This window comes from Leucobacter sp. NPDC015123, assembly GCF_043080205.1.
Lineage (GTDB): Bacteria > Actinomycetota > Actinomycetes > Actinomycetales > Microbacteriaceae > Leucobacter > Leucobacter aridicollis_A.
The window spans coordinates 97,137-121,019 of record NZ_JBIBVH010000007.1 but is presented as its reverse complement, the minus strand read 5'-3'; the positions used below and the strand labels follow the sequence as shown (position 1 = coordinate 121,019).

The 23,883-nt window shown below is 66.3% G+C and carries 20 protein-coding genes; 5 read left to right on the top strand and 15 right to left on the bottom strand.

Annotation, left to right across the window (positions count from 1 at the left end; genetic code table 11):
* Positions 1–414: 414 nt before the first annotated feature.
* Genes ACF07D_RS13330 through hemE form a run of 6 tightly spaced genes read right to left on the bottom strand, consistent with a single transcriptional unit; the run spans position 415 to position 7,146 of the window.
* A complete protein-coding gene (locus tag ACF07D_RS13330; RefSeq protein ID WP_391505226.1) occupies positions 415–1,734 on the bottom strand; it encodes a glutamate-1-semialdehyde 2,1-aminomutase in 1,320 nt (439 codons plus the stop codon).
* On the bottom strand, positions 1,731–2,705 hold the full coding sequence (gene hemB / locus ACF07D_RS13325) for a porphobilinogen synthase (protein ID WP_391505225.1): 975 nt from the start codon (positions 2,703–2,705) through the stop codon (positions 1,731–1,733). Before hemB ends, ACF07D_RS13330 begins: the two co-directional genes overlap by 4 nt.
* The gene (locus tag ACF07D_RS13320; protein ID WP_391505224.1) at positions 2,702–3,559 is read right to left on the bottom strand and encodes a uroporphyrinogen-III synthase; all 858 of its coding nucleotides are present in this window, start codon (positions 3,557–3,559) and stop codon (positions 2,702–2,704) included. The genes hemB and ACF07D_RS13320 overlap by 4 nt, the downstream gene beginning before the upstream one ends.
* Positions 3,556–4,608 carry a hydroxymethylbilane synthase gene (gene hemC / locus ACF07D_RS13315; RefSeq protein WP_391505223.1) on the bottom strand — a complete coding sequence of 351 codons (1,053 nt, stop codon included), beginning with the start codon at positions 4,606–4,608 and terminating at the stop codon, positions 3,556–3,558. The genes ACF07D_RS13320 and hemC overlap by 4 nt, the downstream gene beginning before the upstream one ends.
* Positions 4,605–6,047, bottom strand: a complete 1,443-nt coding sequence (locus tag ACF07D_RS13310) for a protoporphyrinogen/coproporphyrinogen oxidase (protein ID WP_391505222.1) — start codon at positions 6,045–6,047, stop codon at positions 4,605–4,607. The genes hemC and ACF07D_RS13310 overlap by 4 nt, the downstream gene beginning before the upstream one ends.
* On the bottom strand, positions 6,037–7,146 hold the full coding sequence (hemE, locus tag ACF07D_RS13305; protein WP_391505221.1) for a uroporphyrinogen decarboxylase: 1,110 nt from the start codon (positions 7,144–7,146) through the stop codon (positions 6,037–6,039). Before hemE ends, ACF07D_RS13310 begins: the two co-directional genes overlap by 11 nt.
* 110 nt (positions 7,147–7,256) lie before the next feature.
* Here hemE and ACF07D_RS13300 point away from each other — a divergent pair, with 110 nt between their 5' ends.
* Entirely contained in the window at positions 7,257–8,636 is a 1,380-nt protein-coding gene (locus tag ACF07D_RS13300) for a glutamyl-tRNA reductase (protein WP_391505220.1), read from the top strand.
* Between the two features lie 256 nt (positions 8,637–8,892).
* Here the strand turns inward: ACF07D_RS13300 and tmk are convergent, their stop codons facing one another.
* Positions 8,893–9,513, bottom strand: a complete 621-nt coding sequence (tmk, locus tag ACF07D_RS13295) for a dTMP kinase (RefSeq protein WP_391505219.1) — start codon at positions 9,511–9,513, stop codon at positions 8,893–8,895.
* A 7-nt stretch (positions 9,514–9,520) separates the two neighbouring features.
* Positions 9,521–12,364, bottom strand: coding sequence for a type I DNA topoisomerase (gene topA, locus ACF07D_RS13290; RefSeq protein WP_391505218.1), 2,844 nt, complete (start codon positions 12,362–12,364; stop codon positions 9,521–9,523).
* A gap of 189 nt (positions 12,365–12,553) precedes the next feature.
* On the opposite strand from topA, the gene ACF07D_RS13285 reads away from it, so the two are divergent.
* Positions 12,554–13,492 carry a DUF808 domain-containing protein gene (locus ACF07D_RS13285; protein ID WP_391505217.1) on the top strand — a complete coding sequence of 313 codons (939 nt, stop codon included), beginning with the start codon at positions 12,554–12,556 and terminating at the stop codon, positions 13,490–13,492.
* Positions 13,493–13,501: 9 nt separating this feature from the next.
* A complete protein-coding gene (locus ACF07D_RS13280; protein ID WP_391505216.1) occupies positions 13,502–14,839 on the top strand; it encodes a TetR/AcrR family transcriptional regulator in 1,338 nt (445 codons plus the stop codon).
* Between the two features lie 61 nt (positions 14,840–14,900).
* Here the strand turns inward: ACF07D_RS13280 and ACF07D_RS13275 are convergent, their stop codons facing one another.
* The 5 genes from ACF07D_RS13275 to ACF07D_RS13255 form a co-directional block, all read right to left on the bottom strand.
* Positions 14,901–15,233 carry an Rv3654c family TadE-like protein gene (locus ACF07D_RS13275; protein ID WP_391505215.1) on the bottom strand — a complete coding sequence of 111 codons (333 nt, stop codon included), beginning with the start codon at positions 15,231–15,233 and terminating at the stop codon, positions 14,901–14,903.
* A complete protein-coding gene (locus ACF07D_RS13270) occupies positions 15,230–15,595 on the bottom strand; it encodes a TadE/TadG family type IV pilus assembly protein (protein WP_391505214.1) in 366 nt (121 codons plus the stop codon). Before ACF07D_RS13270 ends, ACF07D_RS13275 begins: the two co-directional genes overlap by 4 nt.
* A 15-nt stretch (positions 15,596–15,610) precedes the next feature.
* Positions 15,611–15,808: a DUF4244 domain-containing protein gene (locus tag ACF07D_RS13265; protein ID WP_391505262.1), complete on the bottom strand. Its 198-nt coding sequence runs from the start codon at positions 15,806–15,808 to the stop codon at positions 15,611–15,613.
* Between the two features lie 487 nt (positions 15,809–16,295).
* Positions 16,296–17,231, bottom strand: coding sequence for a type II secretion system F family protein (locus ACF07D_RS13260; RefSeq protein WP_391505213.1), 936 nt, complete (start codon positions 17,229–17,231; stop codon positions 16,296–16,298).
* 52 nt (positions 17,232–17,283) lie between these two features.
* Positions 17,284–18,282, bottom strand: coding sequence for a CpaF family protein (locus ACF07D_RS13255; protein WP_391505212.1), 999 nt, complete (start codon positions 18,280–18,282; stop codon positions 17,284–17,286).
* Between the two features lie 155 nt (positions 18,283–18,437).
* On the opposite strand from ACF07D_RS13255, the gene acs reads away from it, so the two are divergent.
* Positions 18,438–20,441 carry an acetate--CoA ligase gene (gene acs, locus ACF07D_RS13250; protein ID WP_119281359.1) on the top strand — a complete coding sequence of 668 codons (2,004 nt, stop codon included), beginning with the start codon at positions 18,438–18,440 and terminating at the stop codon, positions 20,439–20,441.
* An 81-nt stretch (positions 20,442–20,522) separates the two neighbouring features.
* Here acs and ACF07D_RS13245 read toward each other — a convergent pair whose 3' ends face one another.
* Positions 20,523–20,999 (bottom strand): RidA family protein, encoded by a 477-nt coding sequence (locus ACF07D_RS13245; protein ID WP_119281605.1) that lies wholly within the window; start codon positions 20,997–20,999, stop codon positions 20,523–20,525.
* A gap of 1 nt (position 21,000) precedes the next feature.
* Complete coding sequence (locus ACF07D_RS13240; protein ID WP_119281866.1) at positions 21,001–21,168, bottom strand: DUF4177 domain-containing protein; 168 nt, start codon at positions 21,166–21,168, stop codon at positions 21,001–21,003.
* Positions 21,169–21,259: 91 nt separating this feature from the next.
* On the opposite strand from ACF07D_RS13240, the gene ACF07D_RS13235 reads away from it, so the two are divergent.
* Complete coding sequence (locus ACF07D_RS13235) at positions 21,260–23,881, top strand: transglycosylase domain-containing protein (protein WP_391505211.1); 2,622 nt, start codon at positions 21,260–21,262, stop codon at positions 23,879–23,881.
* The last annotated feature ends 2 nt before the right edge of the window (positions 23,882–23,883 follow it).

Below are 23,883 nucleotides of genomic sequence, written 5' to 3'. Positions count from 1 at the left end.
ACGGGGAGGGCGTCACCATGCGGTGGCGCCCTCCCCGTGTGTTCACCGCTTCGCTATCGGGGCTATGCCGTCCTCGCCCGGAGTTGGGCTGGGCTGGGGACTGCGTCGGTCAGGGCTGGCTTGCGTTGCGCATGCTTTCTGCGCTCTCAATGCCCAACACTGCAATTCCTGACAGTTCTATTGCCGATCACATGGCTACGGGTCGGGCTGGGTCAGCTTGGGGGCGCCTAGGACTGGGCTTGGCTTGGCTTGGCCTGGCTTGGCCTGCGTTGCGAATGCTTTCTGCACTCTCAATGCCCAACACTGCAATTCCTGACAGTTCTAACGCCGATCACATACCTTCGGGGCGACCCAACTACAGTGCCGGGTCAGCCCACCGCCGGCGTGTAGGCCAACCCCAGCCCGCCCCAGCCCCTAGGCCGCAGCCGCGGCGCGTGCTGCAGCCGGCAGCGCCTCGGCGATCCTGCCGATCACCCTGTCGTCGTGAGCTGCACTCACAAACCAAGCCTCGAAGGCGCTCGGCGGCAGGTTCACACCAGAGTCAAGCATCGAGTGGAAGAACGCCCGGTGCTTACTCGTGTCTTGCCCGAGGACGTCGTCGTAGGTTGCTGGGGCCACAGGGTAGTCCCCAAAGAGCACGCTGAGTAGGGTCCCAGCTCGCTGTACTCTGTGGGCGACCCCGGCGGCGGTCAGCGCGTCGTCGAGCTCAACCGCGAGCGCGTCAGCCGCGGCTGCGAGTCGCTCGTACACCGAGCCGTCTGCGTGGCGTAGTGTCGCGAGCCCCGCCGCAACTGCGAGCGGGTTCCCCGAGAGGGTTCCTCCCTGATACACCGGCCCGAGTGGCGCGAGCTGCTCCATGAGGTCCCGCCGCCCACCGAGCGCCGCAAGCGGCAGGCCCCCGCCAACGACCTTGCCAAACGTGAACAGGTCGGGCCGCAGGCCGTCGGGCATGGTCTCACGCTCGATGCCCCAGTACCCCGACGAACTCGCCCTGAATCCAGTGAGCACTTCGTCGGTGATCACGAGCGCGCCATTCGCGCGGGCGAGGCGAATGAGCCCCTCCGTAAAGCCCGGGTCGGGCGGCAGGATCCCCATGTTTGCAGCCGCAGACTCGGTGATCACGGCGGCGATCTCCCCGGGGTGCGCGGCGAAGGCATGTTCGAGCGCGGCGAGGTTGTTGTAGGGAAGCACGAGAGTCTGCGCAGCGGTTTCGGCTGTGACACCCGCCGAGCCCGGAAGCCCGAATGTCGCGAGCCCGGAGCCCGCGGCCGCGAGCAGCCCGTCGGAGTGGCCGTGGTAGTGTCCTGCAAACTTGATGATGAGCGGCCGCCCTGTCGCGCCACGGGCGACACGAATCGCTGTCATCGTCGCCTCCGTGCCCGTCGATACGAGGCGCACGAGTTCGACCTCGGGCATGCGTTCGATGATTTCCTGCGCGAGCTCGTACTCGCCGGGAACTGACGCGCCAAACCCGAGGCCTCGCGCGGCCGCCTGCTGCACGGCATCGACCACGGCAGGGTGGGCGTGGCCGAGCAGAGCGGGGCCCCATGCTCCGACGAGGTCGACGTATTCGACATCGTCAGCGTCGGTGACCGTCGCGCCGTTTCCGCTGACAAAGAATCGGGGCGTGCCGCCTACCGAGCCGAACGCGCGCACGGGCGAGTTCACTCCGCCAGGGATCACGCGTGCCGCACGCTCAGCGAGCCGGGCATTGGTACCTGCCATGGCGTTCATCGCAGCCACCCCGCGAGCTCGGTCGCGAAGTAGCTGAGGATCGCGTCGGCCCCAGCCCGCTTGATCCCGAGCACGGACTCCTCGATGGCGCGCCGCCTGTCGATCCAGCCGTTCTGGGCCGCCGCCTCGATCATGGCCGCCTCGCCTGACACCTGGTACGCCCACACGGGAACCGGGCTCACTGCTGCGACGTCGGCGAGCACATCGAGATAGCTCATCGCCGGCTTCACCATGACAACGTCTGCACCTTCGAGCACGTCGAGCTCGGCCTCGCGCAGCCCCTCACGGCGGTTCGCTGGGTCCATCTGGTAGCCCTTGCGGTCGCCGGTGAGCTGCGAGTCCACTGCTTCCCTGAACGGCCCGTAGAACGCCGACGCGTACTTTGCCGAGTATGCGAGCAGCGCGGTGTCGGGGTGGCCTGCCTCGTCGAGCGCCTCGCGCACCGCCGCGACTTGGCCGTCCATCATTCCCGAGAGTCCCAGAAGGGCTGACCCTGCCTCGGCCTGCGCGACTGCCATCGCGCGGTAGCGGTCGAGGGTCGCGTCGTTATCGACTGCGGCGCCGTCTGCCGTGAGCACGCCGCAGTGCCCGTGGTTGGTGAACTCGTCGAGGCACAGGTCGGTCTGCACGACGAGCGCGTCGCCTGCCTCGGCGCGCACGGCCGCGGTCGCAACGTTGAGGATGCCTGCGGGGTCGTCCGCCGCGCTGCCCTGCGCATCACGCACTGCAGGGATCCCGAACAGCATCACGCCGCCGATACCTGCAGCGGCGGCCTCCGCGACCGCGCTGCGAAGCGAATCGAGGGTGTGTTGCTTGACGCCTGGCATCGATCCGATCGGTTGCGGCGCATCGAGCCCCTCGCGCACGAACATCGGGAGGATGAGGTCGCGCGGGTGCACGCGAGTCTCGGTGGTGAGGCCGCGCATCGCTGGCGTCGCGCGGAGCCGCCTGGGGCGAACGGTGGGGGTCATGCTTCGGTTCCTTCTCGGTTGAGGGTTTCGGTGAAAGTTTGGGGCCCGCCTGCGAGTCGCGCGCAGTGCGCCGCGAGCGCGTGCACTGTGCCCGCTGCGGTGTGTTCGGCAGCGATCACAGCCGCCGGAATTCCGAGCCTGGCGAGTTCGCGGGCTGTCGGTTCGCCGATCGCGGCGACGAGCGCTCCGGGCGGCAGCGGGGCGAAGCGGTCTGCGAGCGCCCGCGCCCCGGACGAGCTGAAGACGAGCACGGCACCAAGTCGTGCCCTCAGCTCGGCGTCGGCGCGTCCCGCCGCCACTTGAACCGTGCGGTAGGCGGTCACACGTTCGGGCTCGAAGCCGGCCTCGCGCAGCCCGCTCTCGACTGTCTCGTCGGCGAGGTCGGAAAGCGGCAGGAGCACGCGCGCGACAGAGTCTGGATCGCCAGCAGCGCGACCACTCTGCCACTCGTGCGTGGAGCCAAGCCGCTCCGCGAGCCGCTCGCCCGTGTACTCGGCAGGGATGAGGTCGACGGCAAACCCTGCGGCCTCGAGCCGCGCCGCCGTCGCCGGGCCGACCGCTGCGACACGCGCCTTCCCGGGGTCGGCCCCGCCAGCTACCAGCGCGGCTGCGCCGTGCACACTGGTGACGGCGACCCAGCCGAACCACCCGGCGTTCAGTCGCGCGATCGCCGCTCTCAGTGGTGCGCGGTCAAGCGGCGGCAGCTGTTCGATGAGCGGGACAAGAGCTGCCTCGCCGCCGAGGGCGCGCACAACCGTTGCGATCTGTTCGCCCCGTTCGCCGCCGCGCGGAACGAGCACAATCCGCCCGCCGAGCGAGGGCAGCGCCGCATCCTCCTGGTGTTCGACTGTCATCTTGTGCCGCCCAGCGGCGCAAGCCGCTCGGCCCCTCGGTCGAGGAGCTCCCTTGCCACACGTCGACCGACTTCGGTTGGGGCTTCGTCATCCCGCATTCCCGGCTCCCACGGGGCACTTGCGGTCGCGGTGAGCTGCTCGCTGCCGTCGAGCTTGTAGACAGTTGCCGAGAGCGTCAGCGTGTCGTCGGTGATCGCCGCAGTCGCCCCGATCGGGGCGGCGCAGCCCGCCTCGAGGGTGCAGAGCAGCGCACGCTCCGCAATCGCTTCTGCGCGTGCGCGCGGGTCGTTCAACGCGGCGAGCGCCCGGCGCATCACTGGAAGATCGGTGTCGCCGTCGCGCACTTCTATCGCGAGAGCGCCCTGGCCCGGTGCTGGCGGCGCTGTTTCAAGTGAGAACCGCTCAGAGATGGCGTCGCTTCGGCCGATCCTGTCGAGTCCCGCCGCGGCGAGCACGACTGCATCGAGGTCATCTGAGATCCTGGCGAGCCGGGTGTCGACATTGCCGCGGATGTCCGAGACCTGAAGGTCTGGCCGTCGTGCGAGGAGCTGCGCGGCGCGCCTCGGGGATCCTGTGCCGACCCTCGCTCCGACAGGCAGCGTCTCGAGCGTCATGCCAGCGCGCGCGCAGAGCGCGTCCCTGGGATCTGCGCGAGCCGGGACCGCCCCGAGCGCGATCCCGTCGCACGGGCCGGTGGGCAGATCCTTCAATGAGTGCACCGCGAGGTCGCACTCACCGGCGACGAGCGCCTCGCGCAGCGCGCTCACGAAGACGCCGGTGCCACCGAGCTGAGCGAGCGGGGCCCGCGACACGTCGCCGTGGGTCGTGATGATGACGAGCACCACATCGACCCCAGTCGCCCGCGCGATCGCCTCGGCAACGGTCGTTGTCTGCGAGACTGCGAGCGCACTGCCTCGGGTGCCGATGCGCAGGAGCCCAGACGACGCTGCGACTGCGCCGTCGGCGCGGCTGACGGCTCCAGGCTCCACGACGCTGGGGGCCTCGCCGCCCGCTGCCGTTGGCGTTGTGGTGAGAGAAGTGACGGTCATGCTGACGATACCGAGCTTTCGTTCATGGGTGAGAGGTGTGTGAGGAGTCGGGCGGCGGCTGCGCGGGCGCCGGGAACGACGGAGGCGAGCCCCGTACCGCTGACCCAATCGCCGGCAACGTCGACACCAGGGGGCGGGAGGAGCCGCGGGGTCGGCCCGGGCGGTGCGCCGACGATCCACGGCTGGCGCACCCAGTCGCGCACAGCGGCGCTGTCAATCGGCACGCCGAGGATCAGCGAGGCGTCGCGGCACGCGAGTCCAAGCGTCTCTGTATCGGAGAGACCAGCCGTCTCTGGGGCCACGCCAGCGCGACCGTAGGAGAGCCTGAGCACGTGGGTTCCAGCCGGTACTGTCGCAGCCCGATCCGGCCACTTCGCGGTCACGTGAGTGAGCGCTTTCGCCGCGATGCCGGCGCCGTCGGCGACGAGCGCGCCGGGACCTCGCGGGGCGGCATCAAGTCGTGTGTCTGCGACCGCGAGCGCGACGACCTCGATATCGTGCTCGCGTGGGGGCGGCGTGCGCTCGGCGAGCAGTGTCGCGGCGACAGACTCGGGGACCGCGAGGAGCACAGCGTCGCAGCGGAGGATCGTTTTGCCTACACTGTCGCGCAGCATCCACTGCGGCTCCGAGCGCCGACCCGGTGCAGCGGGATGCTCCGAGACACCGCGCGTGAGCTCGACAACTCGAGTGCCCGTGCGGATCTCGACACCGCGGTCTCTAACGTCTGCAACGAGCGCGCCAGTGAGCGCCGTCATCCCACCGGCGAGCGCGGCAACCGCTCCCCCCGCGTGAGCGCTTGCGTCGCGCAGCTGGCGGGCCGCGCGCACGAGCGAGCCCGTGCGGGCGTAGGCGGCGGCGAGCCCTGGCACTGCCGACAGTTCGAGCCGATCTGGATCCGTCGAATAGACGCCGAGGGCGATTGGGCGGACGAGCCTGTCGAGCACGCGTTCCCCAAGGCGGCGCCTGACGAGCGCGCCGAGCGTCCCGGGCACGTCAGACGCCGCGGAACCCGCGCGGTCACGGCGCAACAGCGGCTCCACCGCGGCGCGAACGGCCCCGCGAAGCCCGAGGTGGGCGCGGGCCTCCGCGGCGAGGGGCCGCACGGGGATCCCGACTGCGCCGCCCGGAGGAAGCGGTCGAGCACCCTCGGCGGTCACCACCCACGAGCCGAGCCGTGCCGGATGCACGATGTGCGTGGTGAGCCCGAGGTCGGAGACGAGCGCCTCGACGGCTCCCCCACGGGTTGCGAATGCCTCAGCGCCGACGTCGAACGGCGCGCCGCAGAGCGCCGCTCCGCGCACCCTCCCCCCGAGGTGCTCGTCGCGCTCGATGACCGTGACGGCCGCTCCCGCGCGCGCGAGCTCGCGTGCGGCGACGAGCCCCGAGACCCCTCCGCCGACGACGGCAACCCGCGGCTCGCGAAGGGTGCTACCGTGCATGCGCGAGCTGCACGATGCGGGTGAGCACATCGGGGTCGGTCTCGGGCGGCACCCCGTGGCCGAGATTCAGGATGTGGGCTGGGGCGTGCTCCCCGCGCTCCAAGACGTCTGCCACATGGGCCTCGAGCGCGGCAGCGGGAGCTCCGAGGAAAGCCGGATCGATGTTGCCCTGCAGCGGCATCCTGCCGCCGAGGCGCGCGCTCGCCTCGTCCAGCGGCGTGCGCCAGTCGACGCCGACGGCATCTGGATCCAGCGCCGTGAGTTCCTCGAGCAGGTGCCCGGAGCCGACAGCGAAGTGGATGACAGGGACACGCGCCTGCGCCCCGGCTTCCCACGGATGCGGGTATGCGAGCTCTCGCGCGAGCCGAAGCGCCTGCCTCGACGCGGGTGCAACGTGATCCCTGTACGCGGCGGCGCTCAGGGAACCGGCCCACGAGTCGAAGAGCTGCACGGCGCTTGCCCCGGCCTCGATCTGCGCTTCGAGAAACACGGCGCTGAGCTCAGCAGTCCACGCGAGCAGCTCCCGCCAGGTCTCCGGATCGGACTGCATGAGCGTTCGCGCACGGAGGTGTTCGCGCGACGGCCGCCCCTCGACGAGGTACGCGGCGAGCGTGAAGGGGGCGCCCGCGAAACCGATGAGCGGGGTCTCACCGAGCTCTGCGACCGTCAGACCGACGGCCTCGCGGATCGGCTCGAGTGCCTCTCGGAGCCGCTCGGGAGTGTACTCGGCACGGCACCGCGCCACATCCTCGGCGGTATGCACGGGTTCCGCAAAGACGGGCCCGACGCCGGCGACAAGGTCAACGTCGACGCCAGCGAGCAGCAGCGGAACCACAATGTCACTGAAGAACACCGCGGCATCGACGCCGTGCCGGCGCACAGGCTGCAGCGTGATCTCGCTCGCAAGTTCGGGGTTCAAACAGGCGTCGAGCATACGATGCTCGGAGCGGAGCGCGCGGTATTCGGGCAGCGAGCGCCCTGCCTGACGCATGAACCAGACTGGCACGCGTTCGGGCCGCTCGGCGCGGAGGGCCCGAACAAGTGAGGAGTTGCTTGTACGCCCGGCGACGAGCGGGTGGGTTTCACTGAGAAGTTTCATCGCCGAGATAGTAACCCATAGATCTGATGTGATAAATCTGATGTGCTCAGGTTCGCGTGATTTGCTTGCTTTTCGTCAGCCAGATCACCCACACGATCACAGAAACGCGCATGCTTCTTTCCCTTTCTTTCAGCCTCGAACGCGCGCCGTTCGAGCTCCTTGAGGCCCTCTCCAAGCGCTCCGAGGACATCGCGGCGGGGCTCGACGACCCCACGCTCACCGTTGGATCTGTCGTGCTCGCGACGTGCAACCGCTTCGAGGTGTACGCCGAGACGGGCCAAGGCAGGCCAGAGCCTGTGCTCGCGCGCATCGCTGCGGCCTCGGGGATCGAAGTTGCAGAACTTGCGGCCGCCGCAAGCAGCACCACCGATCACGACACCGCAGCGCACCTCTTCGCCGTCGCCGCCGGCCTGCAGTCAGCCGTGGTCGGCGAAAGCGAGATCGCGGGTCAGGTGAGGCGGGCCCACGATGACGCACGGGCACGCGGCACGCTCACCCACGACCTTGAGCACCTCTTCAGAACCGCAACACGTACCTCACGTGAGGTGGGGCACCGCACCGACATCCGCTCGGCTGGCAGGTCGCTCGTACGCCTCGCGCTGCGGATGGCGGAGGCCCGCGTGGCCGACTGGGGCTCCGCACGCGTGCTGCTCATCGGCACGGGCGCCTACGCTGGCGCGACGGTGGCCGCGCTGCGGGCGCGCGGGGCAGGCACGATTCGGGTGTACTCCCCCTCGGGCAGGGCCGAAACCTACGCCGCAGAGCACGACCTCGTCGTCGTACCCCAGGGCGGACTCGCGGAGGCGCTCAACGCCGCCGACGTCGTCATCGCTTGCACCCGCGCGGAGGAGCCCGTGCTCACGGCCGAGCTGCTGCGACAAGAAGCGGCCGCATCGAACGAGCGACTGCTCATCGACCTCGGGATGCCCCGGAACATCGAGCACGCAGTCGCCGAGCTCCCTGGGATCGAACTGCTCGACCTCGAGACGGTCTCAAAGCATGCCCCCGTCGAAGAGCTCAGCACCGCCGCCGAGGCCCACGAGATCGTGCGGCAGGCCGCCGACGAGTTCTCCGCTTCCCGGGCTGAACGGGACGCGCTGCCCGCGCTGCTTGCCCTCCGCAAGCACGTCATGGGCATCCTTGAAGACGAGCTCTGCCGGGCCCGGACCGCCTCGCAGGCGACTGCCGCTGCGGGGTCGAGCGTTGGCCCAGGATTGCCCGCGAGCACGGCCTCCGCCACTGTCGCCGGTTCAGTCGCTGGTGCGCGTGCGGATACTGGCGTGGACTCCGGCACTGCCGGCTCCGATGCTTCCTTCGTCACGGCCGACTACGAGGCCGCGCTGCGAAGGTTCACCGGCAAGCTGCTGCACACGCCAATGACGCGGATCCGCACACTCGGGCGTGAGGGCCGAGTGCCTGCCGCTGCCGAGGCACTCGAGACGCTCTTCGGCATCGAAACTGAGGCCGGCGGCCACACTCACGCGGAATGAGCACGGCACAGCCTCACGCCCCTCGCCCAACAGGGAGCTCCCCACCAAACAGGTAGTTCCCCACCAAACAGTCCCTTCCCACCAAAGAGTCCTTTTCCCGCCAAACAGGTAGTTCCCCACTGCGAGAAAAGTGCTGTCTTGCAGAGAAGTGCCTCGCTCGCGGTATCAACCGGCATCAACCGGCATCGACCCGTATCGACCGGCATCAACCCGTATCACCCTGCATCGACCCGTATCGACCGGCAGATAACGGAAGTCAGGCGGCGGCGAGGCGCTGCGCGACCCGGGCGCGAACGACGGCGTGGATCTCGTCTGGGGTTCCCGAGGCGTCGACCACAAGGAAACGCTCCGGCGATGCCGCAGCCAGCTGGTGATACGCCGCACGGACCGCGACATGGAACTCCTGCCGCTCCGACTCCAGCCTGTCGTCCTCGCGCGACGAGCGTCTGGCAGCCGCGATCTCTGGCGCGAGATCGAACAGCACCGTGACGTCTGGCCACAGCCCCCCGACCGCCCACTCGCTGATGCGGCGAACCTCATCAACATCGAGCACACGGCCGGCGCCCTGGTATGCGAGGGAGGAGTCGATGTACCGATCCTGCACGACGACCGCACCCCGCTCGATCGCGGGCAGAACGACCTTCGCGACGTGCTGTGCGCGGTCCGCCGCGTAGAGCAGCGCCTCGGCGCGCGGATCGACCGCGCCGATCTCGTCGCCGCCGTGCAGCAGCAGCCGGCGCACTTCGACTCCGAGCGGCGTGCCGCCGGGTTCCCGGGTGCGCACGACCTCACGGCCCTCGCCTGTCAGCCACGCGTCGAGCAGCGCCGCCTGCGTCGTCTTGCCGACGCTATCCCCGCCTTCGAGGGTAATGAACACGCCGGGCCTACTCTGCGGTCTCGGCCGCAGCGGCAGCCTCCGCTGCCTTCTTCGCGGCGTTGGCCTTGCGGGTCTCGGCTGCCTTCTTCGCCGCGGCGGAGCGGGCCGGATCCACGTCCTTCTTCGCTGCCGTGGACTTCTTCGCGGCTGGCTTCTTCGCGGCTGGCTTCTTCGCTGCAGGCTTCTTCGCTGGCGCCTTCTTCTTGGCCGGCGCTTTCTTCTTCGCCGGGCCCTTCGCGCGCTTGATCGCGAGCAGGTCGATCGCGCGCTCGAACGTGATCTCATCGACGGAGTCGCCGCGCGGGATCGTCGCGTTCGTCTCGCCGTCAGTGACGTACGGGCCGAACCTGCCGTCCTTCACCTTCACGGGCTTGCCGCTCACGGGGTCGGCGTCGAATTCCTTCAGCGCCGAGCTCGCCTTGCGTGCGCCGTACTTCGGCTGAGCAAGCACCTCGAGGGCGCCGGGGAGGTCGATCGAGAAGATCGAATCTTCGCTCGGCAGCGTGCGGGTCTCCGTGCCCTTCTTGAGGTAGGGGCCGTAGCGACCGTTCTGCGCGGTGATCGGGTCGCCAGACTCCGGGTCGTTGCCGACAATGCGGGGCAGGTCGAGAAGCGCCACGGCGGTATCGAGGTCGACAGTCGCAGGATCCATCGATTTGAAGAGCGACGCGGTACGAGGCTTCTCGCCCTTCGGTAGCTCCTCGTCGTCGTTCGGCAGCTCCTGCACGTACGGCCCGAAGCGGCCATTCTTCGCGATGACGCGCTTGCCAGTGACAGGGTGCAGGCCGACAACGCGATCCTCAGCGGGCTCGGCGTCAGCGAGCTCGTGGGCGCGTTCGGGGGTGAGCTCGTCGGGGGCCATCCCGTCGGGGATGTTCACGCTGCGGGGCTTCAGCTCACCGTTCTCGTCAACCTCGCTCTTCTCGTCGAAGACCTCGAGATACGGGCCGTACTTGCCATTGCGAAGCGAAATCTGGTCGTCGATTCGGATCGTGTTGATCGCGCGCGCATCGATCTCACCGAGATTGTCAACGACGCCGCGAAGACCCGGATGATTGTCGGTGCCGAAGTAGAACTCCTTCAGCCACTCCGAACGGTCAGTCTGGCCGGCGGCGATCTCGTCGAGGTCGCTCTCCATCTCGGCGGTGAAGTCGTAGTCGACGAGCGCCGCGAAGTGTTCTTCGAGCAGGCGCACCACTGAGAACGCGATCCAGCTCGGCACGAGCGCTTGGCCCTGCTTCGAGACGTAGCCGCGATCCATAATCGTTGAGATCGTCGACGAGTAGGTCGACGGTCGCCCGATCCCGAGCTCCTCGAAGCGCTTCGTGAGGCTCGCCTCGGTGTAGCGCGGCGGCGGGCTCGTCTCGTGCTGCTTAGCGAGCGGCTCGCTGATCCCGAGTGCCTGCCCCTCGGTGAGCTGCGGGAGCGACACGTTCGACTTCTCCGCGTCGCCGCGCTTCTCGTCCTTGCCCTCTTCGTATGCGAGGAGGAACCCTGGGAACGTAATCACAGTGCCGCTGGCGGTGAACTCGGCATCTGTCGCCGCAGACCCCTCGGCGACCGCGACGCCGAGGGTGACCGTGGCTGTCGAGCCCTTCGCGTCTGCCATCTGGCTCGCGACAGTGCGCTTCCAGATGAGGTCGTAGAGCGAGAACTCGCCCTGAGTGAGTTTGCCCTTGAGCTCGCTCGGCCGCACAAACGTGTCGCCAGCTGGACGGATCGCCTCGTGCGCCTCCTGCGCGCCCTTCGCCTTACCCGTGTAGACACGCGGCTTGTCGGGAACTGTCTCGGCGCCGTACAACGAGGCTGCCTGGCTGCGGGCCGCCTCAAGCGCCTGCTGCGAGAGCGTCGGCGAGTCGGTACGCATATACGTGATGTAGCCGTTCTCGTAGAGCGACTGCGCAAACGACATCGTCTGGCGCGAACTGAAGCGGAGCTTACGTGACGCCTCCTGCTGCAGCGTCGACGTCGTGAACGGCGCCGCAGGGCGGCGCGTGTGCGGCTTCGTTTCGAGCGCGCGCACGAGTGCAGCCGGCCCATCGCCGAGCGCTGCGGCGAGCGCATCTGCACGGGTACCGTCAAGCGCGATGACTCCCGCATCTGTCGCCTTCGCGGTCAGCTTGCCGGCGTCGTCAAAATCGCCGCCCGACGCGACACGGTTGCCATCGAGCCTCACAAGCTTTGCCTCGAACGGCACGCGATCAGGCGCATCTTCAGCCGGGCTGAAGCGTGCGGCGATGCTCCAATATTCTGCGGTCTTGAAGGCGAGACGCTCGCGCTCGCGATCAACGACGAGACGCGTCGCAGCCGACTGCACACGGCCTGCCGAGAGCTTCGGCGCGACCTTGCGCCAGAGCACCGGGGAAATGTCGTAGCCGTAGAGACGGTCGAGGATACGGCGGGTCTCCTGCGCGTCGACGAGAGCGGTGTCGAGCTCGCGGGTGTTCCGCTGCGCCTCTGCGATTGCGTCCTTGGTGATCTCGTGGAACACCATCCGGTGCACAGGAACTTTCGGCTTCAGCACCTCAAGCAGGTGCCACGCGATTGCCTCACCCTCGCGGTCCTCATCAGTTGCGAGGAAGAGCTCGTCGGCGCCCTTCAACGCCCGCTTGAGCTCAGCGACTGTCTTCTTCTTATTGTCGTTAACGACGTAGTAGGGGGCGAAACCGTTATCGACGTCGACACCGAACTTGCCGAATGGCCCCTTCTTGAGCTCGGCGGGGAGCTCGGACGGTTCGGCGAGATCGCGAACGTGTCCGACCGATGACAGCACCTCGTAATCATCACCGAGGTAACCACCAATCGTGCGCGCCTTTGTCGGCGACTCCACGATGACTAGCTTTTTCCCCACGGCACTCCAATTCTCGCCTTTGTATCCCGTACACGCGATTCGTCGCGCAGGGCTCCCTGCACCGCAACGATACACACAGTCACGTGAGAATCCGTCATTCCTAGCGACTTCCGTCTTCCCTTCGGGTTTCGTTCCCCGCACGGGTTATCCTGATTCTCAATTCGTTCCCCTTACATAGAGGCACCACACGTGAGCGCTAGTTTCTTCGCACTGCTTGACGATATTGCCGTGCTCGCCCGAGCTGCAGCGGCATCGATCGACGACGTCGTCGCCGGGGCCGCGAAGGCCTCCGCAAAGGCCGCGGGCGTCGTCATCGACGACGCGGCAGTATCGCCCCAGTACGTGCAGGGGCTTACCCCCAAGCGGGAACTCCCGGTCGTCTGGAAGATTACGCGCGGCTCATTACTCAACAAAGCAATCATCATCGTAGGGATCATGGTGCTGAGCGCGTGGGCTCCGTGGATCTTCCCGTGGCTTCTCATTCTCGGTGGAACGTACCTCGCATACGAGGGCACCGAAAAGGTGTGGCACTGGATTCGCCTGAGCCACGGCGACGCTGGGGGCGTCGAACAGGTCGTCGAACGCACGCAGACCGACGAAAAGCAGATGGTGTCAAGCGCGGTACGCACCGACCTCGTGCTCAGCATTGAGATCATGCTCATCTCCCTCGCAAACATCGAAGCCACCTCGTGGGGTCTTCGACTTGCGACGCTCATCGTCGTTGGTCTCCTCATGACAGTCGCCGTTTACGGGACCGTAGCGCTCCTCATCAGGATGGACGATGTCGGGTTCTGGCTCATCAAGCGTCCAGCGCGCTGGCTGCAGGCAACGGGCCGCGGCCTCGTGCGGGCAATGCCGTGGGTGTTTCGGGCACTCACAGTCGTCGGGGCGCTTGCCATGCTCTGGGTGGGCGGTCATATCCTCCTCGTCAATCTCGCAGAAGTGGGATTTAGCGCTCCCTACGACCTCGTGAGCTCGATCGTTCACGCCGCAACGCTTCCCGGCCTTGTCACCTGGTTCATCGACTCTGGCCTGTCAGCGGTGTTCGGCCTCGCCTGGGGCGCTGTCGTGATGCTCGGCCTCGGGCTGTTTGCGCGACTCAGGTTTCAAAAACCTGTCACGCACTAGGCTTTTGGCATGTCCAAGCACGATAGTGCCACCACGCCTCGGGTGCGCCCGCGTGACCGCAAGCAACGTATTGAGCACGCTGCCGCGACCGCGTTCTCGCGTCGCGGCTACCATGCAGTCAGCATGCAAGATATTGCTGACTCGGTCGGCATCTCGGCTCCCGCGCTGTATCGGCATTTCCCGAGCAAGTACGCGCTCTTCGTCAGCGCTGCCATGCTCCTCGTTGACCAACTCGCTGTGGTCACCGCAGATGCGGCGGAGCTTCCGTTGTCAACCGAAGACGAGGGCCGCGTCGCTCTCGGCGAACTCATCAGGGTCGTTACCGACCTTACGATCGAACTGCGCGCGACGAGCGGGATCTACAAGTGGGAAGGCCGCTACCTCGAGCAAGCTGACCGGGAGCGGTTGAACGCTGGGTTCGAGCTGAACGGCGACCGTTTCATCGCCGCGCACCGAAGCTACAGGCCCGATGTCGACGAGCTCGAACGGGCCTACATGGCGCTCGGCACGTTTGCGGTGTTCGGGAGCATCTCCGCACACGACACCATTCTCGCTCGGCCCCGACTGCGAGCACTTCTCACGGCTGCGGCGTGGGCTGTGCTGAACGTCGATGTCTCGACGTACTTGTCGCACATCTCGCCATCTGCTGACTCGGCAGGCGAAGGCGGTCCAGCGGGTGACGGCCCAGCGGTTCAGAGCTCCTCAGTTGAGGGCTCAACACCTGCGGGCTCTAAAGCTGCGGCCTCTACGGCTGCGGGCTCAACGCCGCCGTTCTCTCGGCGAGAGCAGCTCCTCGAGGCAAGCGTGCGACTCTTCGGGGAGCGCGGATACAACGAGACAACGATCGAGGAGATCGCAACCGAGGTCGACCTCACACCGTCAGGCGTGTACAGGCACTTTGACGGCAAACACGCACTGCTGCTCGCAGTGTACGAGCGTGCGACGCAATGGCTCTACCCACATCAGACCGAGGTCGAAGGGTCACCGCTCTCATCAGTTGATCTGCTGCGCTCGCTCATCCACACCTACATCGAGCACTCCTTTCGAAGCCCGGAACTCATGCGGGTGTTTTTTGCCGAGAAGGGCAATCTCACCCCGCAGGAATTGCGCGGAGTCCAGGCGTCACAGGCAGCCTCCCTCCAGGCCTGGGTCGATTGCCTGCTTGACCTCCGCCCGGAGCTGAACGCCCGCGAGGCGACAGTGTTGGTGCACGCTGCGCTGGGGCTCATCACAGACCAGCTTGCGATCCTGCCGCGGTTTGACGATGAAGCGATGGCTCGGCTCATCGCGTTTACCGACGCGCTGCTCGGGATCGGGCCGGCGGACGAGAGCCCCGACGCGCAGTGACGGCGGAGGCGCTCGGCCACTAGCCGCACTACCAGGTAAGCGATCCGTTAGCGACGTTCGTTCACTCCGGCGGGCCAGCCCTGGCATGCCGTTCGACCGCGAATAGCCCGACCCGTGACCTCACTGTCACCCGCACCTCGGCAACACCCGGCCCAACCGCACACTCGCCGAGCTCCGCACGGTTCTCCGCGGCGATTCGGTGTGCGAGTTCGCACGGCTCCTCACTCGTTCCGCCGTACACGAGTCCCACGACCGCATCAGCGGCGGCAAGGGCTGCCGCGTCAGCGGCGTTGGACGCCTGCACCCCAGCGACAAGCAACTGCGAGGCCGCGAGTATCGGGAGTGCGAGCACGACCGAGCCTGCGGCAATTGCGGCAGCAACCGGCACGCTCATGTCGACCCCGCACTCGCCGCCCTGTCTGAGAGCGCAGCGCATCCTCTCCCGCTCACCGAGAGTGGCGACAGCAGCCCCGTCCGTTGCCGAGACGTCACCACAATGCACAGCACCCCGCTTTCCACAGTCCTGTTGACGCTCGGGGAACCTCCGTGCTCGTCGAGACGCGCCTGCGCCACACCCATGTCTCCGCGCGCCTGCAGTCGGGCAAGGTCGCCCGCGAGCGCTGTCAGTGCAACACGTTCAGCCGACAGTTGGACAGTGCCGATCACGAGACCAAGCACGAGCAGAACTGCTGGCAGACCAACCGCGAACTCAGCGGTCACAGAGCCACGACGGTCTGCAATAAACGTGTGCACCATCAGCGTCTCACCCAGCTAGCCTGCGCTGCCGAGCGCGTTCTGCACGAGCCCAAGCAGCGCGCCACGGATCTCCTCTGAGCGCATAATGACAATCAGCAATCCCGCGAACGCGACCGCCGCCATGATGACAAGCGCATATTCGGCAGTGACCGCACCACGCTCGTCAGCGCGAAACCTGACGCGAAGTGAAGCACCACGGCGAGTCCAGCCGATACGGCGCCCACGGTTATTGCTTGTCCGTGAAGCTCCCTCTTCCGATCCGTTGAGTGGGGCGGGCTCCGAGCCCTCGAGTCTGGTCCGCTGATCGCGATCCGCCTCGCTCGCCGTATGCACGGCCTGGACCGGAAACCCCAAATCGTGGAGCACCTCGCGTTCGGTTCGCGCGTCATTCGCGCGCGCTTCTGCCCGCACAACTCCTTCTCTTGCTGTCGTAGTCATCCTTGCCTCCTTCTCAGTTGCGGGGCCGTGCGACGAATTGCCGCCTGCGACTTCCGCGGTGGTAGTTCCATGGTGAGCGTGGGGGCATCGTTGCGGCGGGCGCAGGGCAATCATGTGTAGAGATTGCCGCCTCGGACGCCTGCAAGGCGGGGTGTGGACGACGACGGAGCCTTGCTGAGAACGCGCGGCCCCTCACACAACGCAACGCGCCGCTCAGCGCCGCAGTCTGAGATGACTGAGCGGGTGTCTCGCCTGCGCGGGGTCACGACGGAAACAGGTCACCAACGAGCGCAACAACAATTGGCACGACTCCTACCGCGATGAATGCGGGCAACACACACGCGGCGAGGGGCAACAGAATGCGAACCCCGAGCTTTTCGGCCTCGCGTTCCAATGCGGCCTGCGTCTTCGCACGCTCGTCGCTCGCGACTTCAAGCAAGAGTCCGGAGGCTGGCACACCGGCGGCGGTCGCAACAGCCAGGGCGTGAGCGAGCGGCTCGCCCGCCCGAAGGCTGTCCAACTGCACCCATTCGGCGCGCGCTTCTGACACCGCATCGGCCACCCGCCTGAGCGCGAGCCTCGGCGGGGCCCCGCCTGCAAGGGCGACCCAAGCGAGCTCGCATTCAAGCCCAGCGACTCGGTCTTGCCGTTCTACCTGTGCGGTCAGCCTTGCCGTCCATTTCGCGCCGACGACCTGGAGGAGCACCCCGATACTGAGCAGTAGCGCTCCCACCGGGGAGAAGAACACCGGAACTGGGTTGAACCCGAGTATGAAGCTCACAGCCACGGAGGCAAGTGGGAGCCACATGACGAGCGTGGCAGTCATCTTCGGTCCTGCAAGCAGCACCGAACGTTTTCGAGCCCCGTCTGAGATGCTCTGCAACGCAGCAGCGATCCGCTCGAGCGCGGGCGCAAACGGGGCGCCGCTCGTCTCTGCGAGCTGCCAGGCAGCTCCAAGCACCCGCCAGTCAGGCCCATCAACCCCGGCAAATGCCGAACCGATGCTGGCGCCACCACGCACCGATTCCGCAATCTCCTGGATCGGTTCGCTGGAGAACTCATCGGCGATTGACCGCACGACTTGCGAAGGCGACATCCCTCCCCGGAGCAGCGCAGCACAGCGGCCTGCGACAACGGCCGAGCCAGCACCCTCGGCGGCGACAACATCTGTGCTCGCGCGGGACAGCACGCGATTCACACGGCCTCGGATCCGGCTCGCGAGGCGACTGTCCCCGCCCTGCGCGCCGAGCCTAGTACGCCTCGGCCGCACGGGTTGCCACCTCCAACGTGCCCCTACTTCCAACCCGCAACCTGCCGAGCTGGGAGACACGATGCACACCGCCCTCGCGGCTCACGTGCACGATGAGATCAAGCACAGTCGCTTGGCGGGCGAGCATCTCGGGGCTCAGCCCGGCAAGCGTTCCAAGCGCTTCAAGCCTCGCCGGCACATCCTCGATTCCATTCGCGTGAAGCGTCCCTGCGCCACCCTCATGCCCGGTATTGAGTGCCGCGAGCAATGTCGCAATCTCAGCGCCCCGACACTCTCCGAGCACGATCCGGTCGGGGCGCATCCTGAGCGCCTCCCGCAGTAGTCGGTCAAGGCTCACCTCGCCGGCGCCCTCAATGTTCGGCTGGCGCGACTCCAATGCAATGTGGTGCCGGTGGTCCGGGCGAAGCTCCGCCACATCTTCAATCGTCAGGAGCCTCTGATGCCCTGGGACAAGCGAAAGCAAAGCTGACAACAAGGTCGTCTTTCCGCTCCCTGCCCCGCCAGTGACAAGGAGGTTTCGTCGGCCGACAACGCTTTCAGTCAGCAGCCGCGCGACCCTGTGTGAACAGCTCCCTGACCTGACAAGGTCATCGAGGCTTTGCGCACGTTGCGCGGGCAATCGAATCGAGATTGCTGTGCCCGCCACCGCCACGGGAGCAAGCACCGCGTGCACACGTATCGCGTCCCCAAGGCGCACATCCGCGATGGGGTTGAGCTCGTCAAGGTGCCTACCGCCAGCGGCGATGAGCGCCACCGCGAGCTTTCGGAGCTCGGCAGCTGGGGATTCCCAGCCTTCCACAATCTCCGCACCCCGTCCCCTGTCCACCCATAACTCACCCTTTCCCGCGACCGCGTGCAACATAATGTCGCGCACGTCAGGATCGTCGATGAGCGGGATCAAGCCCCCAAACGATCGCCGGGCGTCAATTCCGAGCGCGGCCGACCTGGGTGAGTCACTGCGAGACGCTCCCGGGTTCATGCGTCACAGCGAACCCGCTGGAATCTCGTCACGCAAGACGCCGAGCCGAACTGTGGAGAGCCGATGCCGCTCCCCTCTTTCGGGGGGCCTGGGGACGAAGCCGCCGGGTCTACCATTGAGCGAGACAATGATGTTTCCTGATTGAAAGGGTAGCCATGAGCGACGATCACGGCACTATTGAAAGTCTTTCTGCCCTCGCCCACGACGCCGGTGAGAGCTACCCGCCTTCGCCGGAATTCCGCGAGCAAGCAAACCAGAACTCTTCAGAGATCTACCTTCGCGCCGCAGCCGATCCAGAAGCATACTGGGCTGAGCAGGCGCAGAATCGACTCGCCTGGAAGAAGCCGTTCACCGAGGTTCTCGACTGGACAAACCCACCGTTCGCCCGGTGGTTCGCAGACGGCGAGCTCAACGTTGCAGAGAACTGCCTCGACAGGCATGTAGCAAACGGCCTCGGTGACCGCGTCGCGATCCACTTTGAGGGCGAACCAGGCGACACCCGCACGCTCACCTACGCCGAGCTCACCCACGAGGTCAAGCGCGCAGCCAATATGCTCGCGAGCCTCGGGGTCACCGCAGGCGACCGCGTCGCGATCTACATGCCGATGATTCCAGAGACAGTCATCGCAATGCTGGCAGTGGTTCGACTCGGTGCGGCTCACTCGGTCGTCTTCGGCGGGTTCAGCGCCGAGAGCCTCCGGGCGCGCATTGATGACGTTGAGGCAGAGGTAGTTATTACCGCTGACGGTGGGTACCGGAAGGGACGAGTGTCACCGCTCAAGCCCGTCGTTGATCAGGCCCTCGAGCTCGACGACGCAGACGGCAAGCCGACCACCGTGAAGCACGTGCTCGTAGTCAACCGGGGTGGCAACGAGGTCAACATGGTCGACGGCCGAGACCTCTGGTGGCACGAAGAGATTACCGCGTACGACGGCGACCACACGGCGCAGGGTTTCCCCGCAGAGAACCCGCTCTTCATCCTCTACACCTCAGGCACGACAGGCAAGCCGAAGGGCATCCTGCACACCACGGGCGGCTACCTCACTCAGGCGACCACGACTTTCAGCGACGTCTTCGATATCAAGCCAGAGAGCGACGTCTTCTGGTGCACTGCAGACGTTGGCTGGGTGACAGGCCACTCCTACATCGTGTACGGCCCGCTCTCCAATGGCGCAACGCAGGTGATGTACGAAGGCACGCCCGACACCCCAGACTGGGGCCGCTGGTGGCGGATCATCGAGAAGTACAAGGTGTCAATCTTCTACACCGCGCCCACCGCAATTCGCTCGTGCATGAAGGTCGGACGCCAAGTACCCGAGCAGTATGACCTTTCAAGCCTCCGGCTGCTTGGCAGCGTCGGCGAGCCGATCAACCCCGAGGCGTGGCGCTGGTACCGCGACGTGATCGGCGCCGGCAAGACGCCAATCGTCGACACGTGGTGGCAGACAGAGACCGGCGCCATGATGGTCGCGCCGCTTCCCGGACTCACCTCGCTCAAGCCCGGCAGCTCGCAGATCGCTCAGCCAGGCATCTCGATCGCCGTCGTCGACGACGAGGGCAACCCCGTGGAGAATGGCCAGGGCGGCCTGCTCGTCGTCGAACGGCCATGGCCGTCGATGGTGCGAAACGTCTGGGGCGATCCGCAGCGATTCATCGACACCTACTGGGACAAGTTCGGCGACAAGTACTTCGCTGGCGACGGCGCACGCCTAGATGAGGATGGGGACATCTGGTTCCTCGGACGCGTCGACGACGTCATGAACGTCTCTGGCCACCGACTGTCCACGACAGAAATCGAGTCGGCACTCGTTGGCCATCACGCGGTCGCCGAGGCGGCAGTCGTCGGTGCCGATGACGAGACGACTGGCCAGGCGGTTGTCGCATTCGTGATCTTGAAGTCGCAGCAGCATCTCATCACCGAGGCAGAAGCTGAGCAAGAGCTCCGCTCGCATGTCGCGTCGCACATCGGCGCGATCGCTCGCCCGCGGAACGTCTATGTCGTGAACGAGCTGCCGAAGACTCGCTCGGGCAAGATCATGCGCCGGCTACTCAAAGACGCGGCCGAGGGACGGAAGATCGGCGACACCACCACCCTTGCAGACACGATGGTGATGCAGCTCATCTCTGACCGCGTGGTTGCAGAGCGCGGCGCGAAGTAACGCGCCACGACGAAACGGGGGCGGCGGATCCAAATCGGATCCGCCGCCCCCATCGCGTATCGCGAGACGCCGCGAAGGCGCTTAGTCGCGAACGCGGAAGATGAACTCCACCTCGACGGGTGCATCAAGCGGCAGTACTGCGACGCCAACCGCCGAGCGTGCGTGGATTCCCTGGTCAGCAAAGACCTTGCCGAGGAACACCGATGCGCCGTTTGCGACGATCGGCTGGCCGGTGAAGTTCGGCTCTGACGCGACGAACGCCGTTACCTTCACGACCTGCTCGACCTTGTCCAGCGAGCCGAGCACACCGCGGACCGCAGCGAGAGCGTTCAGCGCGCACAGCTGCGCGAGCTCCTGAGCCTGCTCAGGGCTCACGAGCCCCTCCCCTTCGCCGACCTTGCCTGTCGCGACGAGCGAGCCGTTCGCAATGGGAAGCTGGCCCGACGTGTACACGTAGTCGCCGTCGCGGACGGCGGGGACGTACGCCGCGACCGCCGGGACGATTTCAGGAATTTCAAATCCGAGCTCGTTGATGCGCTCTTCGATAACTGATGACATATCAGGCCTTCCTCTTGAGATATGCGACGTTCCCACCTGCAGGGCCCTCGATGATCTGCACGAGTTCCCAGCCCTGTGCTCCCCAGTTATTGAGGATCTGGGCTTCGTTGTGCAGCAACAGCGGAGTCACGAAGTACTCCCATTTCGGTGCTTCTGGGGCATCACTCACGTGAAACTCCTCCTTGGAATTAGCGGGTGAAAACGCCTGGATTGGGCGCGAGCGGCGCTGATTACCAGCTTTTTCGCCTACCCTTGAGTCTATGACCCCAAAGGCCCCAAAGTCTTCGCGCGTGCCCACAGCCAAACCTCGTTCGGTTGGTGGCGTCGTCGGCGGAATCCTCGGCGCAGTAGCAATGAGCGCTATTGCAGGCATTCTTGTCACCGCTGCAGTCACCCCGGTAGTCGCCCTCTCGGGTGCTGCCGCGACGTCCGCAGTGAGCATTTTCGAGAACCTTCCCAGCAACCTCAAGCCAGGACAGCTCGCCGAGCCGAGCACCCTGTATGCGAAGCAGGGCGACAAGAACGTCAAGATCGCCGAGTTCTACGAGCAGGATCGCATCCCGGTCGGCTGGGACGATATTTCCCCATACGCCAAGGACGCCCTCGTCGCCATTGAGGATCCGCGCTTCTACACCCACGGCGGAGTCGACGCGCTTGCAGCGTCGCGTGCCGTGCTGCAGAACGCCGCTGGCGGCAACATGTCCGGTGCCTCGACGATCACCATGCAGTACGTGCGCAACGTGCTCGTGCAGGAGTCGACGGCGGTGCCTGACCCCGAGGAGCAGAAGAAGGCGTACGAAGACGCCATGCAGCAGACCATGGATCGCAAGCTCAAGGAGATGAAGCTCGCGATCGGCGTCGAGAAGAAGTTCACGAAGGACGAGATCCTTACCGGCTACATGAACATCGCACTGTTCGGTCGCCAGGTGTACGGCATCGAGTCTGCCGCGCACTACTTCTACAACACCACGGCAAAAGACCTCACGCTCCCGCAGGCCGCGAGCCTCATCGCGATTGTGAACCAGCCGACCGCGTACCAGCTCGATATCGAGGAGAACATCGAGGCGAACAAGACCCGCCGCGACCTGATCCTGAATCAGATGTACAAGCACGGCAAGATCACCGAGGCGCAGCGTGACGAGGCGATCGCTACTCCCGTCGAGCCGAAGATCACCCCGCGCGTGCAGGGTTGCGCCGCTGCCGAGTCGACGTACGGCCTCGGCCACTTCTGCGACTTCGTGCAGAACCAGATGAAGAAGGACGAAAGCTTCGGCCCCGATGCCGAGACGCGCGACTTCAACATGCGCCGCGGTGGCTACGACATCTACACGACGATCGATCTCGACCTGCAGAAGGCAGCGACCGACGCGGTTCGCGCCGAGGTGCCGAAGACGATGGAGGGCATCGACGTCGGTGGTGCAACGGTCAGCACCGAGGTCGGCACCGGCCGCGTGCTCGCGATGGCGCAAAACCGGCCCTACAGCAACGATGAAGCGCTGATGAGCCAGGGCTACACGGCCATCAACTACAGCACGGACCAGAGCGACGGTGGCTCCTCGGGCTTCCAGGTCGGATCGACGTTCAAAGCGATCACGCTCGCAGAGTGGATTCGCTCGGGCCATTCGGTGCGCGACGTGGTGAACGTGAACGGCCGTACCGTGCAGCTGCAGAGCTTCGGTGCGAGCTGCATGGACGGTGGCGTTTATGACTACGGCTCGTGGGAGTTCAAGAACGACAACCTCGGAGTGCGCGGCAACCAGTCGGTACTGACCGCGGTCGCCCAGTCACTTAACGGTGGCTTCGTCTCGATGCAGCAGCAGATGGACCTCTGCGACACGTTCGCGCTCGCGAAGAAGCTCGGCCTCCACCGCGCGTCTCCCGCGACGCACCCCGATTTCCCGAACAATGGCACTCTCGAGCTCACGATGAACCCGTCGAACACGTTCGGCGGCACCGACGAGATGTCGCCGCTCACCATGTCGACCGCCTTCGGGGCCTTCGCAGGCAAGGGCAAGGTGTGCACCCCGGTCGCCATCGACTCGATCACGGGGCCAACCGGCGAGGCAGTGCCGTTCAAGAAGAGCGAGTGCTCTGAGGCGCTCTCCCCCGAGGTCGCAGCCGGCGTCGCGTACGCCCTCGAGTACACGATCAACAACGGCATCGCTGGCCACGCGCGCTCGCAGTTCGGCATCCCGCACCTCGCGAAGACGGGCACCACAGATGAGTACATCGACAACTGGACCGTCGGCGCCTCAAGCAAGGTTTCGACTGCCACCTGGGTCGGCAACGTCGGCCCGAACCCGCAGTGCCTCGGGCAGCCCGACTGCTCGCGCGTCGATACCCGCAACTTCGGCGGATACCAGGGTCTCACCGCGGCTGACAGCCGCATCTGGCCTGCAGTAATGTACGTCGCTGACGAGAAGTTCGGCGGCGAAGGCTTCGGCGACCCGGCAGCGACGGCACTGCGCCAGACCATGGTCAACGTACCCGACGTGACAGGCAAGTCGTTCGACGAGGCCGCAGGCATTCTTGAGAACGCCCGCTTCTCGTACCGCGATGGCGGCGAGGTCGACTCGTCAGTTCCGAAGGGCATGATCGCCCGGACCGATCCCGGCGCAGGCGCAGCAACTGGCCTCGGTACCGAGATCACCCTCTACCGTTCGCGCGGCAACGCCGCGAAGGTTCCGGGTGGCCTCGGCGGCATGACAGCGAAGGAAGCTGAGAGCGCGCTCAAGTCTGCGGGCTTCACCTCGGTGACCACGAGCTGCACGGGTGGCGGCAAGGTCGATGGGGGCAAGGACAAGGTTGAGTCGGTCTCCCCTGCAGCTGGCGAGGAAGTCGCACTGAACTCCCGCGTGACGCTCAGCGTGAAGTGCTCGTAACC

Coding starts and splice junctions, on each gene's coding strand:
- acs (WP_119281359.1), top strand. CDS start 18,438: ATGAGCGACGATCACGGCACTATTGAAAGTCTTTCTGCCCTCGCCCAC.
- hemB (WP_391505225.1), bottom strand. CDS start 2,705: ATGACCCCCACCGTTCGCCCCAGGCGGCTCCGCGCGACGCCAGCGATG.
- ACF07D_RS13245 (WP_119281605.1), bottom strand. CDS start 20,999: ATGTCATCAGTTATCGAAGAGCGCATCAACGAGCTCGGATTTGAAATT.
- ACF07D_RS13310 (WP_391505222.1), bottom strand. CDS start 6,047: ATGCACGGTAGCACCCTTCGCGAGCCGCGGGTTGCCGTCGTCGGCGGA.
- ACF07D_RS13300 (WP_391505220.1), top strand. CDS start 7,257: ATGCTTCTTTCCCTTTCTTTCAGCCTCGAACGCGCGCCGTTCGAGCTC.
- ACF07D_RS13270 (WP_391505214.1), bottom strand. CDS start 15,595: ATGGTGCACACGTTTATTGCAGACCGTCGTGGCTCTGTGACCGCTGAG.
- ACF07D_RS13330 (WP_391505226.1), bottom strand. CDS start 1,734: ATGAACGCCATGGCAGGTACCAATGCCCGGCTCGCTGAGCGTGCGGCA.
- ACF07D_RS13235 (WP_391505211.1), top strand. CDS start 21,260: ATGACCCCAAAGGCCCCAAAGTCTTCGCGCGTGCCCACAGCCAAACCT.
- ACF07D_RS13320 (WP_391505224.1), bottom strand. CDS start 3,559: ATGACAGTCGAACACCAGGAGGATGCGGCGCTGCCCTCGCTCGGCGGG.
- hemC (WP_391505223.1), bottom strand. CDS start 4,608: ATGACCGTCACTTCTCTCACCACAACGCCAACGGCAGCGGGCGGCGAG.
- hemE (WP_391505221.1), bottom strand. CDS start 7,146: ATGAAACTTCTCAGTGAAACCCACCCGCTCGTCGCCGGGCGTACAAGC.
- ACF07D_RS13275 (WP_391505215.1), bottom strand. CDS start 15,233: ATGAGCGTGCCGGTTGCTGCCGCAATTGCCGCAGGCTCGGTCGTGCTC.
- ACF07D_RS13255 (WP_391505212.1), bottom strand. CDS start 18,282: ATGAACCCGGGAGCGTCTCGCAGTGACTCACCCAGGTCGGCCGCGCTC.
- ACF07D_RS13280 (WP_391505216.1), top strand. CDS start 13,502: ATGTCCAAGCACGATAGTGCCACCACGCCTCGGGTGCGCCCGCGTGAC.